Origin of the sequence: Mangrovimonas sp. YM274 (assembly GCF_030908385.1) — a bacterium.
Lineage (GTDB): Bacteria > Bacteroidota > Bacteroidia > Flavobacteriales > Flavobacteriaceae > Mangrovimonas_A.
Window position 1 is genome coordinate 2779882 of record NZ_CP133091.1, and the last position, 14469, is coordinate 2794350.

The window sequence follows — 14469 nt, forward strand, 5'->3', positions numbered from 1 at the left end:
ACTAATTATACTGAATTTTAAATATATCTATTAAGAAGTCTGGTGGTACAACTTTATTTGGGAAACTTTCCATTAAGTCCAAAACTTTATTGATGGACTCATGGCTTAGGCCCATTCGTAATCCAAAATTATGGAGTTTCACCAACTCTTTTCTCGATATTTCATTGTCCAGATTCATTAACAATACCAATCTGTGAAATTGAACAATGCGCTCACTATGAGATTTTAAATGCACATAGGTGACCGGGTGCTTAAAAAGATAATCGAAATCTTCTCTAGAAATATCCAACTGTTTGGCGACTCCCAAAAGAAATTTATATTCAATGATCTTAATACTGTCATCTGCTTGAGCAAAGGCAATCATCTCGGAAAGTAAGCTCAATTTTTCAACACGGTTTATCATACCTAAGGGATCTATATTTTACTTATTTTAAAATTAGGAAGATATTATTTTTAATTATCGTTGATTTATAGTCAGTTATCGAAAAAAAAAATACCATTCGTCCTCCTTTTTCTACTTTGGCATGCTATCAATCTCTTAAAACGCTGAAAAACAGCAATTTACATAAATTTTACCAAAACGTCGAATATTAAATTGCAAAAATCAAAGTTCGATAAACGGTACTGTAGTTATTTGGCTAACTTTGTAAAGCTCTTATTCCAAAATATAGTCATGAAGGTATTTATTCTCTTTTTATTTTGTGTTTTCACTTCAGTTGGCTCCTCAATTACCTACGCACAGAGCACTGCTTCTAAAAATGTATCTCATTTTAATATTGAAGCTCCGCAACTGGGGACTACTAAAACCATATGGATTTACCTTCCCAATTCTTACAACAGCAATCAACAAACATACCCTGTAATCTATATGCCCGATGGTCAAAATTTATTTGATGACAAAACCTCTTATGTAGGAGAATGGGGTATAGATGAATATTTGGACTCGCTTTCTTCCAACCAAGCCATAATAGTGGGTATTGAACATGGCAATGATAAACGACTTGATGAGCTCACACCCTACGCAAACTCAGAATATGGAGGAGGAAATGGCGATAACTACCTGAATTTTGTTGTCAACACCCTAAAACCTTATATAGACCAACAGTACAGAACAAAAACTGACGCTCATTATAATGCCTTTTGGGGATCATCACTTGGAGGATTAATGGCTTTTTATGCTACGGTAAAATACCCTAATATCTTTGCCAATGCAGTTGTCTTTTCCCCGTCATTTTGGTATAGTGACAAAATATATGACTTTACCCAAGAAACAACAATCCCGGAAACTTCAAGATTTTATTTTTTAATAGGTACTGAAGAAAGTGGCTCAGGGGTTGCAGACCAAAATAAAATGGTGACTCTTCTTAAATCCAAAGGTGTTACCGATAATAACATAGTAAACAACATAATTGATGGCGGACAGCACAATGAAGCTTTTTGGAAAGCTCATTTTGCCGATGCCTATAATTGGCTAATTATAAAATAACAGGATTAAATGACAAATAACGATATATTCAAGAAATTGAGAGTTGCCCTAAAACTTAGGGATGAAGACATTGTAAAAATTTTGGAACTGGTAGACTTCAGAATTTCAAAAAGCGAACTAGGTGCCTTTTTCAGAAAAGAAGATCACCCAAAATACATGGAATGCGGAGATCAAATATTGCGTAATTTTTTAAATGGTTTGGTTATTCATATGCGTGGTCCCATGCCCGATAAAAGCAATAAAACAAAAAACCAACAAAAAACTCCTAAACAATGATTGTTTAGGAGTTTTTCCAACATTCGGTAAAATTATTTACTCTTCTACATCCAGTTTTATTGGGACCAAAAAGGTTTGCTTTTTGTTATAGATATTAAAAGGTAATTTGTGGTAATTTAAACGTTCCTTCACGAATTCTTCAACGGTTTCATCTGGACTATCTACAGAAAGAACAACAATTTCATTGTCGTGATTAAAGGTAATGGTTGCATAAACCAACACATCTTTTTCTAACACAAAATTTGGCTCAAGCAAAAATTGCGAAATTTCATTTGTAATTGCAGTTGCTTCTGCACTTTTAGCTGTGGCATTTGCATTTGGCGATGTACTTGCCATTAGTACACTACTGCCGGTAATTGCTACCGCCAATAAAAGCCCTTTGATTGTTTTCATAAATGTTCGATTTTAAATGATTGATACTTAATAGACTATAAGTAAGCGAAAATGTTACACTTCAATCGAGCAATTAACGCAACCTTAACTACTTTTAACATTATTAACAAAAAAAGACTGAATCCCTAAGGCTTCAGTCTCTTTTTATATAATAGTATTTATGATTTTGTCTTACGACAACACTTGCTGTACTTTATCGGCAGCTTCCTGGAATTCAGTAGCACTCATTACATCTAACCCTGAATTATCGATCAATTCCTTGGCGATGTCTGCATTCGTTCCTTGGAGACGCACAATAATTGGCACGTTGATAGTTCCCATGTTCTTGTAAGCATCAATAACTCCTTGAGCAACTCTATCACAACGAACAATTCCTCCAAAGATATTGATTAAAATAGCTTTTACGTTAGGATCTTTCAAGATGATTTTGAAAGCAGCTTCAACACGAGCAGCATCGGCAGTACCTCCTACATCCAAGAAGTTTGCAGGCTCACCACCAGCTTGCTTGATCAAGTCCATTGTTGCCATGGCCAATCCAGCTCCATTTACCATACAGCCTACATTTCCATCCAAATCTACATAGTTCAAGCCAACTTCTTTAGCTTCTACTTCAATAGGGTTTTCTTCACGTAAATCTCTTAAGTTTACATAATCTTTATGTCTGTAAAGTGCATTGTCATCGATAGTCACCTTAGCATCTACTGCCAAAATTTTGTCATCGCTAGTTTTCAACACGGGGTTGATTTCAAATAAAGACGCATCAGATTTCACGTAAGCAGTATACAAACTTGCAACGAACTTAGTCATTTCTTTAAACGCATTTCCAGACAACCCTAAATTAAAGGCAATACGTCTAGCTTGAAACGGCATAAGTCCAACCGAAGGATCTACTTCTTCAGTAAATATTAAATGAGGTGTTTCTTCTGCTACAGTTTCGATATCCATCCCACCTTCAGTAGAATACATGATCATGTTACGACCAGTACCACGGTTTAACAACACAGAAATGTAAAATTCATCTGGCTCGCTGTCTCCTGGGTAGTAAACATCCTCAGCAACCAATACTTGGTGTACTTTTTTACCTTCGGCAGAAGTTTGAGGAGTGATCAAATTCATTCCAATAATATCACCTGCCACTTGCTCTACTTCCTGAAGGTTTTTGGCCAATTTAACACCACCACCTTTTCCACGTCCACCGGCATGGATCTGTGCCTTAATTACGTGCCATCCGGTTCCAGTTTCAGCGGTTAATTGTTTTGCTGCTGTAACAGCCTCTTGAGCGTTTTGGGCCACAATACCTCTTTGGACACGCACTCCAAAACTGCTTAATATTTCTTTTCCTTGATACTCGTGTAAATTCATCTGTTTTAATCTATTGGTTATCTCCTCAAAAAGAGAATCACTTTTTAAAATTATAGTGAACAAAAGTAAACAACCTATAACTTTTAACCAATATTTTTTGGAGGGAAGTATGACCGGCTAAAAAAAGTTGTACAACGAAGCGTTAATACCCCGCAGATTATGGCCTTTATAAGGAATTCTTTTTTTAGTTTTGCGGCGTCTTAAAAACTTTTAAAATGAAAACAAACACCTTACTTGAAATCGCAGAGAATTTTGGGAGCCCAGTTTATGTTTATGATGCCGAAAAAATTGCTTCCCAGTATAAACGTTTAACATCCGCGTTTAGTAAGGTAAAACAGCTGAAAATCAACTACGCAGCCAAAGCACTTTCCAACATCTCCGTTTTAAAATTGCTGAACAGCCTAGGCTCTGGATTGGATACGGTTTCCATTCAAGAAGTACGATTAGGCTTAGCTGCTGGATTTACTCCAGAGCGTATCATTTTCACACCAAACGGTGTATCCTTGGAAGAAATTGAGGAAGCTGCTAAATTGGGAGTACAAATCAATATTGACAACCTTTCAATTTTGGAGCAGTTTGGGACCATTCACCCAAAGACGCCAGTTTGTATCAGAATCAATCCTCACGTTATGGCCGGTGGAAATACCAACATTTCCGTAGGACATATTGATAGTAAATTCGGAATTTCAATTCATCAAATTCCACACATCCTACGTATTGTTGAAAATACCCAAATGACCATTAACGGTATCCACATGCACACAGGAAGTGATATTTTGGACATTGATGTGTTCCTTTATGCAAGTGAAATACTATTTGATACCGCTAAGCATTTTAAAAACTTGGATTTCCTTGATTTTGGATCAGGATTTAAGGTTCCTTATAAAGAAGGAGACATTGAAACCAATATTGAAGAATTTGGAAAAAAATTGACCAAGCGCTTTACTGAATTCTGTAAAGACTACGGCAAAGAGCTAACCTTGGCCTTCGAACCAGGGAAGTTTTTGGTGAGCGAATCTGGATTTTTCCTAACCAAAGTAAATGCTATCAAACAAACTACCTCAACAGTGTTTGCACAAGTAGATACAGGATTTAATCACCTAATCCGTCCTATGCTTTATGGAGCACAGCACGAAATCATCAACCTTTCCAACCCAAAAGGAAAAGAACGTTTTTATTCGGTAGTTGGTTATATATGCGAAACGGACACTTTTGCCAACAACAGACGTATCAATGAAATTACAGAAGGTGATATCTTGGCATTTAAAAATGCAGGAGCTTACTGTTATTCCATGGCTTCCAACTACAATTCGCGTTTTCGTCCAGCCGAAGTACTTTGGTACAAAGGAGCAGCCCATTTAATTAGAAAAAGGGAAACCTTTGAAGACATTATCAAAAATCAAATCGAGATTGAGCTATAAAAACAAAAAGCGCTAATTAACAAATTAGCGCTTTTTTTATATATTTATTGAACTCAAACTCATCTTATTGAGGTTAGTTTTTGCTTTTTTAAACCATTTATATGACGCACAAGTTTACTATCAATAAGAACATCCACGAGGCTGAGACCTTACCCGCATATTTTTACAGAAGTCAAGACGTTTTTGACAACATCAAAGAAGCCATCTTTTTAAGGTCCTGGCATTGGGTTGGAGATACTCAGTTAGTTCCATTTGCCCAAACAGTGCATCCGTTATTCTTATTGGACAATTACCTTTCGGAACCTTTGGTATTAGTCAAAGCTTCCGATCAAAGTATAAAATGCTTTAGTAATGTATGTACGCATCGTGGCAATATTGTGGTTTTAAATCCAGGCAAGCAAAAAACCTTGCAATGCATGTACCACGGAAGAAGATTTCATCTTGATGGGACTTTTAAATCTATGCCCGAATTTGATACTGCTGAAAACTTCCCAAGGCCTTGCGATAACCTTCATGAGTTTCCTACGGCTATTTTAGATCCTTTCATTTTTGTTAGTCTCAATCCATTGTTTGACTTCAATTCTGTTTTGAATGTAATGAAAGAACGTATTGGATTTTTGCCCCTACACCAATTCAATCACAGGAGCGACCTCAGTAAAGACTATTTGGTCAACTGCCATTGGGCCTTATACTGTGACAATTATTTAGAAGGCTTTCATATTCCTTTTGTGCACGACGATTTAAACAGTGTTTTGGACTATGGAGATTACACCACAGTTTTATATGACCACTGCAACCTCCAAATTGGATATACCAATGAAGGCGAAGAAGTATTTGACCTGCCTAAAAATCATATAGATTACGGCAAACAGGTGGCTGCCTATTACTATTGGATATTCCCAAACATGATGTTTAATTTTTATCCATGGGGTCTATCTATCAATATTGTAAAACCATTAGGCATCCATAAAACCAAAGTGTCTTTTATCACATATGTATACGACGAAACTAAATTGGATAAAGGTGCAGGTGCACTTTTGGACAAAGTAGAACGAGAAGATGAATTTGTTGTTGAACTCGTCAATAAAGGTATGCAGTCCAGATTTTATAATACAGGAAGGTTTTCTCCGACAAGAGAACAAGGTGTGCACCACTTCCATTCTTTACTATCAAAATATCTAAATTAATCCACAGCAATATGAAACAAATAGCGCCATCAGTAATCCGACAGGTCTTTCTTCTTATTTTAATTTCCTTTATAGCCTATCTCATTTGTTTGGAGCTGCTTCCTTACCTAACAGGTGTTTTGGGAGCTATCACCATTTATTTTCTTTTCCAAAAATGGATGACCTATTTGGTAAAAGTTAAACGTTGGGGGGTTAATGCGGCTGCAATTTTTCTAATGTTCCTTTCGTTTCTTATTATTCTATTACCCGTGGGAGGAATTATATGGATGCTTGGCAATAAAATTGGGCATGCTGTGGACAACAGTACTGAAGTTATCAATGCTTTCAAGGAGCAATTTGGTAAAGTTGAACAATATGTTGGATTCGATATCAACTCCCAAATTGACACTTCAAAAATTACGGGTTGGCTTTCCGAGAATCTACAGGCTTTTGCTGGAGGCACTTTTAATGCCGTTATTGCTGTTGGGCTGATGTACTTTATGCTCTATTATATGCTCACCAACCGCAGAGAGTTAGGCACCTCTATGAATAAATATGTTCCAATGAATAAGGAGGGTTTGGTTGAAGTTGGCAAGGAAATCAAAGCCATGGTTAGATCCAATGCCCTAGGAATTCCTTTAGTTGCCATAGCGCAGGGGATTGTAGCACTAATAGGTTTTCTCATTTTTGGTGTGGAATCACCATTTTTTTGGTTTGTCATTACCATTATAGGTTCCATGATTCCTTTTGTGGGGACCTTGGTAGGAATCTTACCTGTATTCCTAATAACCTTATCAGCAGGCCATACGGTTCAAGCTTGGGGAGTTCTTATTTATGGCTTTGTGGTTGTAGGATCTACCGATAACATTATCCGTCTTTTTATATTAAAGAAATTGGATAACGTACACCCTTTGATAACCTTAGTTGGAGTTATCGTAGGAGTTCCTTTGTTTGGCTTTATTGGCTTAATTTTTGGGCCTTTGCTCATAAGTTTATTCCTAATTCTAATCAAAACTTATAAAGCCCAATATGGTGCTAAAGAGCCTCTAGAATGGCATCCTTTACCCAAAGATGAAAATAAATTATAAGCCTATTTCTTTCGGTTATTAAAAACAAATCAAACAAAACTCGAAGTATGTTGTAATTTTTCTTACCTTTAAAACACCCTAAAGTCTTTTAAATAGTTAAATAAGGCTTGTATGACTAAACGACTAACACTTTTGTTTGCTCCCCAGGGAGCAACAACTTCTTTCTTCTACCAGCTTAGTATATCAAAAAGGCTGCTTGATTTAAAACTGCATGTGTTTTCGATACCCGCCTTCTCATTATTAGCAACATTTAAGGGCTCCCCTTCCCTTTCTGATTTCCCCTGTCTTTTAAAACATATACCCCTTAATCTTATTCGACAAAATTAGGCTTAGAAACTTTTGCCTTAGATAACCTATAGCTCCAGCTACCCTGTTTTCAGTGCACGACAATACGTACGCTTGTTATGTAATGCTATTAATCTAAATAGACTTGGATATATATTTTAAGTCTATTTTAAAACCAATGAATTATGAAAACAAAGTATCAATTCCCCAAAAGTTTCCTACATGTCCAAAAATTTACCGTGATTCTACTTCTAGTTTCACTTTGCTTCCCCATGTCCTTGCTTTCACAAACAAACCGCCGAATGCTCAACATGTCTGAGTTCACTGTAAAAATGGGACATAACTCCCAGTTTAAAGAAGGGGTTAAAATGTGGAAAAAGTGTTACAATGACAATAATGGTACCTTTAAATGGAACATGTGGCACCGCTTTCAAGGTGAAGGTAATGTGTATGTCCTTACTAGTACCATGAACAATTGGGCCGAACTAGACAAAGAGGATAGCGATGAGGCCAGTAACAAATGCCGTTCTAAAGCGATGGATTTTATTTGGCCGCATGTTGATAAAGTACAATACAATCTTGCCGAAACAATGCCTGAAATAAGTAGACCAACACCCAAGGAAGGCACCAAGGTGGTTTGGGTATATAATGTTAAAATCTCCAATTATTCCGACTTTAAAGACGTTACCAAAGAAATATCCTCTACAATGCGCAGTTCTGGTGGTGGTATTAGAGGGACCTGGTACAATGTTGTTGGTGGCGGCCCCGACATTGCTGATTTCTTTGTGGCCATTCCTTTTGTAAACTTTGCTGAACTGGACGAAGATAGAGATGGTGTTTGGGCCATCTACGAAAAAGCTCATGGCAAAAAGAAGGCTGATGAACTTCGTGCTAAATTTAGATCTGCCCTAAGTTCTGATTGGGCCTATCTATACTCTCTTATGGAAGATCTCTCATCCAACTAGGGGTTTACCATGTTTATAAAAACCAAAAAAAATGCTTTGAAACCCTTCAAAAATGGATGGATATTATCTGAAAGTGCACTGACAAGATATATTACCTTTTCTATTTTATATGCAGCTCAAGGAATTCCTGAAGGCATTACTTTTTTTGCAATACCCGCTTGGTTAGCCATGAATGGTAAATCCCCAAGTTATATTGCAAGCTATGTAGCCGTAATAGGAATTCCATGGAGCTTCAAAATTCTTATTGCTCCAATTATGGATCGTTTTACATTTTTACCCATGGGAAGAAAACGCCCCTGGGTTATCTTAGGCCAAATGGGGCTTATTATTAGTTTTTTATCCATCGGTTTTGTTAATAATCCTCTTAACAATCTCCAAGGACTAATGATTGCCGGATTCTGCATCAGCTTCTTTGGAGCCTTTCAAGATGTAGCTACCGATGGTATGGCTGTAGATTTAGTTCCATCCAAACAACAAGCTCGGGCCAATGGCCTCATGTGGGGAACAAAAATTATTGGCACTTCTGCATCCTTAGCCATTGGCACTAGTTTGCTCAACAGTATTGGGTTCCATAAAACTATTAACTCGCTTGCTATAGTAGTGTTCTTGATCATGTTGGTTCCCTTATATTGCAGAGAACGTCCTGGAGAAAAATGGATGCCCTGGTCCTTAGGGGAAGCTAGTAAAGCTACTAAATCCATTCAGCTGTCCAATTGGAAAACCATATTTAAAAACCTTACAAAAGTCGTTATACTGCCCTCTAGTCTAATCTTGAGTATTTCCTCATTTATTATTGGAATCATGTACGGCTTGATAGACACATTACTTCCCATATTTACTGTTCAGGAATTGGGGTGGACCAACACGAAATTCTCACAGGTTTTTTCTGTCATGACCATCCTAGGAGGTCTATTGGGAATGTTTGTTGGAGGTGCTATGGTAGATTTCTTGGGAAAACTTAAAATGATGTCTTTATATCTAATATTTCTTGCAATTTTAATAATAGGTTTTGGCATATTTCCAAGCCTATGGCATCATAAAGCAATGATTTACGGGTTTATACTGAGCTATTATACGGGATACACGTTTTTATGTATTTCCATTTTTGCCACGGCCATGCATCTATGCTGGAAAACAGTAGCCGCTACTCAATTTACTCTTTATATGGCTCTTAGCAATATGGGCCGCGCTTCTGGATCTGGACTATTGGGGCCTTTAAAGAACAATTTGAGTTGGGAACAAGTGTTTTTTGTAACGGCACTAGCGCCTTTAATTATGCTTTTTATGATTAGGTATATCAATTTTTTGAAACATAAAAAATCCATCAAAGCTTTTGTAAAAATATCTCCTGTAACACTTGACTCCAATTAAACAATACTCACAAAACCATATGAAAATCAAACTAGCCATTCTTTCCCAACCAATACTCTTCAACAACAACTTTCAAAAAGGGTGTAATCCAATTTTGAAACTTTTATCCCAAAAATTTCTTCGAATAAACCATATCAATATTAAAATGTACATCTAAAGCCTATCAGAGTGAGAAGCAATTACTGAACCCATCAAAAATCTCTAACACAATGGAAACAACTAATCAAACAATATTACAGCCGACAAAATCCAAAGAGCGCATCAATTCTCTGGATGTCATTCGAGGGGTTGCTCTTCTAGGAATTCTCTTAATGAACATCAATGGCATGGGGCTTCCCTTTGCCTATATGGACCCTACTATATCCGGTGGAGCCGAAGGCTTAAACCTAAAGGCTTGGATCATGACCAACATGTTGCTTGAAGGGACCATGAGAGGCCTATTCACCTTACTCTTTGGAGCTGGTGTTATTTTGTTGACCTCACGTTTAGAAAGCCGTGGCGCAGGTATTAAAACAGCAGATATTTTTTACAGACGCCTTTTATGGCTTTTAATTTTTGGAATTATCAATGCCTACGTTTTTTTATGGCACGGAGATATTTTATTCCATTATGCTGTGTTCGGACTTATGTTGTTTCCATTTAGAAATACACCGTCAAAAAAATTAATCATAGGCGGTTTGGTCCTCATAAGTTTAGGAGTTGTATGGACTTACAGTGAATACAGAGACAATCTAAAAATCAAAAAAGAAGGACTTGAAGCCGCTGTCTTAAAAAAAGCCAACGATTCCCTGACCTCAAAACAAACAGCTGCTTTAGGAAAATGGGAAGAACTAAATACCAAAATGCCCCAAGAAAAAATTGACGACCAAGTTGCAGAAATGCGCAATCCCAGCTATTGGTCCATTTTTAGTTACAAAGCCAAACACTATTCCGAACGCCAAGGTTGGTTTCTATATCGGTTTGATTTATGGGATGTTTTCAGTTATATGCTGCTTGGCATGGCCTTTTTCAACCTTAGAATCTTTCATGGTGAAAAATCTTTTAAATATTATGGGCTAATGGCACTCATTGGTTATGGCATAGGGCTTTCGGTTAATTATTATGAAACGTCACAACTTATCCAAAGCTATTTTGATCCCATTGTAACGTCCAAAACCTTTATCACCTATGATTTGGGAAGGCTATTTACAACACTAGGACACGTTGGATTTATCATGCTTTTTATTAAATCCGGAATATTGGGCTTCCTTCAAAAATCGTTAGCAGCAGTAGGCAGAATGGCCTTAACCAACTATTTAGTACACAGTATTATTGTAGCCTTTATTTTTCTAGGATTTGGATTTTCACTCTATGGCCAATTGGAACGCCATCAACTTTATTACATTGTTTTTGGTATTTGGATTGCACAATTAATCTATAGCCCCATCTGGTTAAAATACTTCAGATATGGTCCCTTTGAATGGCTATGGCGCTCTTTAACGTATCAAAAAAAGCAGCCTTTTAGAATTGAAGCCAAACTACCCTTAACGGTTAAAGCGACGGAATCTTGAGTTTACAATTTCAAATGAATCTAACAATCAATAGATTATTATACCTATATTTATGACAGTAGCACAAATTCCAGGTTTAATACTTGATAGTCGCCTATGCTCATAAAAACCAACCGAATTGAAACGATTGACCTCTTGCGGGGAGTGGTCATGGTACTCATGGCATTGGACCACACTAGGGATTATTTCCACATAGGAAATTCCATTAGCAGTCCAACCGATTTGGAAACCACTACTCCATTTCTGTTTTTCACCAGATTTATAACCCATTATTGTGCACCTGTTTTCATTTTTTTGGCGGGAACTTCGGCTTTTCTTTACGGAAGCAAAAAAACAAAACCTCAGCTCTTCAAATTCCTTTTTACAAGAGGATTATGGTTGATCTTCCTTGAAATTGTCTTGAATAATCTTATTTGGCAATTCGACCCAGAATACAACCTCATTGTACTTCAAGTAATATGGGCTATTGGACTTTGTATGGTAGGCTTGTCCTTTTTAATTTTCCTTCCAAAAAAATTGCTTTTGGTTATTGGAGCCATATTGATTGCAGCCCATAACTCCTTTGACAGCTTTACTTTTGAAGGCTCCAATATTCGCTCCATCCTTTGGTATATATTTCATCAGCAAAAAGGCATCCCTCTAGGGGAAGATCACTTTATCATTTTTGCCTATCCTATTGCCCCTTGGTTGGGCGTTATGGTTTTAGGTTATTGCTTTGGAGTTCTTTACAGTAAGGATTTTAATGCTACGACGCGAAGGAAATGGCTACTCCAATTTGGTGTTTTTGCCATTGTAGCCTTTTTTATTATAAGGGGGCTTAACATTTATGGAGATATGGTGCCGTGGACCAAACAAAAGAACTTTGTATTTACGGTTTTATCCTTTTTCAATGTCACCAAATACCCGCCTTCCTTACTATACGTATTGATAACCTTGGGACCTTCAATGCTTTTTCTATATGTCTTTGAGGGAATTAAAACTAAAATCACAGATTTTTTTATTGTATTTGGAAGGGTGCCACTGTTCTATTATTTCCTACACGTATTGCTCATCCATGCTTTGGCCATTTTGGCTATATTGGTTTTGGGAGGTAACTGGAATGATTTAACAGCATCAAAAGGAGGGCTTTCGCCATCAAGTATTGCTGCTTACGGATATTCATTATTTGTGGTTTATATAGTCTGGATCATCATTATTGCCATTCTTTACCCTATTTGCAAAAAATACATGAGGTATAAGGCCAAAAACAAATCTAAGTGGTGGCTTAGCTACCTTTAAAGTGCCTCATAATATGACTGTAAAACAAGACAAAGGCCTTAAACGATCAATTGGATTATTAGGGCTGTCAGCTAATATTGTCAATATTATTGTAGGGGCAGGAATTTTCGCCCTTCCAGCCCTTATTGCTCAAAATATGGGAGCCTCCAGTATTATAGCCTATGCCTTTTGCGGAATTCTTATGGCATTGATCATGCTTTGCTATGCAGAAGTTGGTAGTAAAATAACTAATACCGGTGGCTCATATACGTTTATTGAATCGGCTTTTGGAGATTATGCAGGCTTTTTAGCAGGTATTTTCACCATTAGCAGTTGCCTTTTGGCAGACGCAGCAGTCTCCAATGCTCTTGTGGATGTTTTAGGCTCTGCCCTACCTTTATTTGAAATCCAGTCCGTTCGAATTTTGACCCTTTTCATCATCTTCTTCGGACTGGCTTATGTTAATGTAATTGGCATCAAACAAGGTATCGGGCTTGTCATGTTCAATACCTTTGCCAAACTCATTCCCTTAATACTGTTGATACTGTTGGCGTGGAAAGATGTTTCACTTTCCAATTTATGGTGGACAGATACTCCCACAATCAAACAATTAGGAGAAACCTCTTTAATTCTATTTTTCGCCTTTCAAGGAGGTGAAGTTGGCTTAACCGTTGGAGGTGAGGTGATCAATCCACAAAAAACCGTGCCTAAAGCTATTTTTATAAGCATTTCAACTGTAGTCATCCTTTACATCTTGATACAAATGGTTTCTCAAGGTGTTTTAGGAGATACTTTACCAGAATACCAAGCTGCTCCTTTGGCTGAAACCGCAAAAGTAGTCATGGGCAAATTTGGATACCTTTTACTCCTAGTCGGAGCCGTGATTTCCATGTTTGGAAATTTAAGTGGTGAAGTTCTCAATAACCCAAGGGTTATCTATGCTTTAGCGAGAGATCGGGTACTACCCTCCAAACAATTGGCAAGAATACATAAATCATTTGCAACTCCATATATAGCTGTTATGGTTTATGCCTGTCTTGGTTTTATTTTGGCATCCACCGGTACTTTTGAACAATTGGTTCCTATTGCTACGGGAAGTCTTTTAATTGTCTATTTAGGGGTTGTCCTTTCGGTAATTAAATTAAGACGGTCCAAAAAAATCAATCAAAATAGCTTCAAAATCCCAGGAGGCCTCATAGTTCCAGTTCTGTCCTCTTTCATCATTCTTTATTTTTTATCCTACCTCTCATTCTCCGAAAAAACAGGAACATTGATTTTTATTGTCCTTCTCAGCCTTTTATATGCTTTTATCAAGGTTTTCAACAAAACATAATTCATTACAAATTCTCATTACTACAATCAAAAAACCATAAAAACACATGAAAATCAAACATTTCCGCATATAATATCCGATTCTTTAGTATATTTAATACAATATCACAAACCAATTATTCTCCCCATTCATAAGAACATTTTTTGTGAAACTTAAAATTTGACATTATGAAACCTGAGGCAAACACTTGGACTAAGACCGAATTACAAGTCTATATTCTACTACTTTGTGCCAATGCAGATTCTCATGAATCGGAGGCTGAAATCAACCTGATCAAATCCAAATCTACTCCGGATACCTTTGAAAAAATGTATCAGGAATTTTCAAATGACACAGAGGAACAACGTTTTGAAAAAATTGACGACACCATACAACTGCACCACTATTCCAACATTGAATTGGCACAATTGCGACGAGAGATGTATGAAATATTTTTCTCTGACTGCAATTTTGCAATGATGGAACGCAACTTGGACAAGATTATGGATAATATCCTGTATTAAACCACCATACAAT

General features: G+C 36.9%; 14 protein-coding genes. 11 read left to right on the top strand and 3 right to left on the bottom strand.

Annotated features, from left to right (window positions below):
- Position 1: 1 nt before the first annotated feature.
- On the bottom strand, positions 2-403 hold the full coding sequence (locus tag RBH95_RS11955; RefSeq protein WP_307899822.1) for a TerB family tellurite resistance protein: 402 nt from the start codon (positions 401-403) through the stop codon (positions 2-4).
- A 270-nt stretch (positions 404-673) separates the two neighbouring features.
- Here RBH95_RS11955 and RBH95_RS11960 point away from each other — a divergent pair, with 270 nt between their 5' ends.
- Together RBH95_RS11960 and RBH95_RS11965 are read left to right on the top strand one after the other, a co-directional pair.
- A complete protein-coding gene (locus RBH95_RS11960; RefSeq protein WP_307899823.1) occupies positions 674-1486 on the top strand; it encodes an alpha/beta hydrolase in 813 nt (270 codons plus the stop codon).
- Positions 1487-1495: 9 nt separating this feature from the next.
- Entirely contained in the window at positions 1496-1762 is a 267-nt protein-coding gene (locus RBH95_RS11965; RefSeq protein WP_307899824.1) for a DUF1456 family protein, read from the top strand.
- A 36-nt stretch (positions 1763-1798) separates the two neighbouring features.
- On the opposite strand, the gene RBH95_RS11970 is transcribed toward RBH95_RS11965, so the two are convergent.
- Both RBH95_RS11970 and sucC read right to left on the bottom strand, forming a co-directional pair.
- Positions 1799-2155: a hypothetical protein gene (locus tag RBH95_RS11970; protein WP_307899825.1), complete on the bottom strand. Its 357-nt coding sequence runs from the start codon at positions 2153-2155 to the stop codon at positions 1799-1801.
- Positions 2156-2326: 171 nt separating this feature from the next.
- Positions 2327-3517, bottom strand: a complete 1191-nt coding sequence (sucC, locus tag RBH95_RS11975; RefSeq protein WP_307899826.1) for an ADP-forming succinate--CoA ligase subunit beta — start codon at positions 3515-3517, stop codon at positions 2327-2329.
- A 215-nt stretch (positions 3518-3732) separates the two neighbouring features.
- On the opposite strand from sucC, the gene lysA reads away from it, so the two are divergent.
- The 9 genes from lysA (at position 3733) to RBH95_RS12020 (ending at position 14456) form a co-directional block, all read left to right on the top strand.
- Positions 3733-4938 carry a diaminopimelate decarboxylase gene (gene lysA, locus RBH95_RS11980; protein WP_307899827.1) on the top strand — a complete coding sequence of 402 codons (1206 nt, stop codon included), beginning with the start codon at positions 3733-3735 and terminating at the stop codon, positions 4936-4938.
- Between the two features lie 101 nt (positions 4939-5039).
- Entirely contained in the window at positions 5040-6125 is a 1086-nt protein-coding gene (locus RBH95_RS11985) for an aromatic ring-hydroxylating dioxygenase subunit alpha (RefSeq protein ID WP_307899828.1), read from the top strand.
- An 11-nt stretch (positions 6126-6136) separates the two neighbouring features.
- Entirely contained in the window at positions 6137-7192 is a 1056-nt protein-coding gene (locus RBH95_RS11990; protein ID WP_307899829.1) for an AI-2E family transporter, read from the top strand.
- Between the two features lie 596 nt (positions 7193-7788).
- Complete coding sequence (locus RBH95_RS11995; protein ID WP_307899830.1) at positions 7789-8442, top strand: hypothetical protein; 654 nt, start codon at positions 7789-7791, stop codon at positions 8440-8442.
- 36 nt (positions 8443-8478) lie between these two features.
- Positions 8479-9813, top strand: a complete 1335-nt coding sequence (locus tag RBH95_RS12000; RefSeq protein ID WP_307899831.1) for an MFS transporter — start codon at positions 8479-8481, stop codon at positions 9811-9813.
- Between the two features lie 209 nt (positions 9814-10022).
- Positions 10023-11363: a DUF418 domain-containing protein gene (locus tag RBH95_RS12005; RefSeq protein WP_307899832.1), complete on the top strand. Its 1341-nt coding sequence runs from the start codon at positions 10023-10025 to the stop codon at positions 11361-11363.
- A gap of 96 nt (positions 11364-11459) precedes the next feature.
- On the top strand, positions 11460-12641 hold the full coding sequence (locus RBH95_RS12010) for a DUF1624 domain-containing protein (RefSeq protein WP_307899833.1): 1182 nt from the start codon (positions 11460-11462) through the stop codon (positions 12639-12641).
- 13 nt (positions 12642-12654) lie between these two features.
- Positions 12655-13953, top strand: coding sequence for an APC family permease (locus RBH95_RS12015; RefSeq protein WP_307899834.1), 1299 nt, complete (start codon positions 12655-12657; stop codon positions 13951-13953).
- A gap of 167 nt (positions 13954-14120) precedes the next feature.
- Positions 14121-14456 (top strand): hypothetical protein, encoded by a 336-nt coding sequence (locus tag RBH95_RS12020; protein WP_307899835.1) that lies wholly within the window; start codon positions 14121-14123, stop codon positions 14454-14456.
- Positions 14457-14469 lie beyond the last annotated feature (13 nt).

What these genes read in the sequence shown, in the direction of transcription:
- RBH95_RS11955 (WP_307899822.1), bottom strand. Translation starts at nt 403, where the DNA reads ATGATAAACCGTGTTGAAAAATTGAGCTTACTTTCCGAGATGATTGCC.
- RBH95_RS11990 (WP_307899829.1), top strand. Translation starts at nt 6,137, where the DNA reads ATGAAACAAATAGCGCCATCAGTAATCCGACAGGTCTTTCTTCTTATT.
- RBH95_RS12005 (WP_307899832.1), top strand. Translation starts at nt 10,023, where the DNA reads ATGGAAACAACTAATCAAACAATATTACAGCCGACAAAATCCAAAGAG.
- lysA (WP_307899827.1), top strand. Translation starts at nt 3,733, where the DNA reads ATGAAAACAAACACCTTACTTGAAATCGCAGAGAATTTTGGGAGCCCA.
- RBH95_RS11960 (WP_307899823.1), top strand. Translation starts at nt 674, where the DNA reads ATGAAGGTATTTATTCTCTTTTTATTTTGTGTTTTCACTTCAGTTGGC.
- RBH95_RS12015 (WP_307899834.1), top strand. Translation starts at nt 12,655, where the DNA reads ATGACTGTAAAACAAGACAAAGGCCTTAAACGATCAATTGGATTATTA.
- RBH95_RS12020 (WP_307899835.1), top strand. Translation starts at nt 14,121, where the DNA reads ATGAAACCTGAGGCAAACACTTGGACTAAGACCGAATTACAAGTCTAT.
- sucC (WP_307899826.1), bottom strand. Translation starts at nt 3,517, where the DNA reads ATGAATTTACACGAGTATCAAGGAAAAGAAATATTAAGCAGTTTTGGA.
- RBH95_RS12010 (WP_307899833.1), top strand. Translation starts at nt 11,460, where the DNA reads ATGCTCATAAAAACCAACCGAATTGAAACGATTGACCTCTTGCGGGGA.
- RBH95_RS11965 (WP_307899824.1), top strand. Translation starts at nt 1,496, where the DNA reads ATGACAAATAACGATATATTCAAGAAATTGAGAGTTGCCCTAAAACTT.
- RBH95_RS11985 (WP_307899828.1), top strand. Translation starts at nt 5,040, where the DNA reads ATGACGCACAAGTTTACTATCAATAAGAACATCCACGAGGCTGAGACC.
- RBH95_RS11995 (WP_307899830.1), top strand. Translation starts at nt 7,789, where the DNA reads ATGTCTGAGTTCACTGTAAAAATGGGACATAACTCCCAGTTTAAAGAA.
- RBH95_RS11970 (WP_307899825.1), bottom strand. Translation starts at nt 2,155, where the DNA reads ATGAAAACAATCAAAGGGCTTTTATTGGCGGTAGCAATTACCGGCAGT.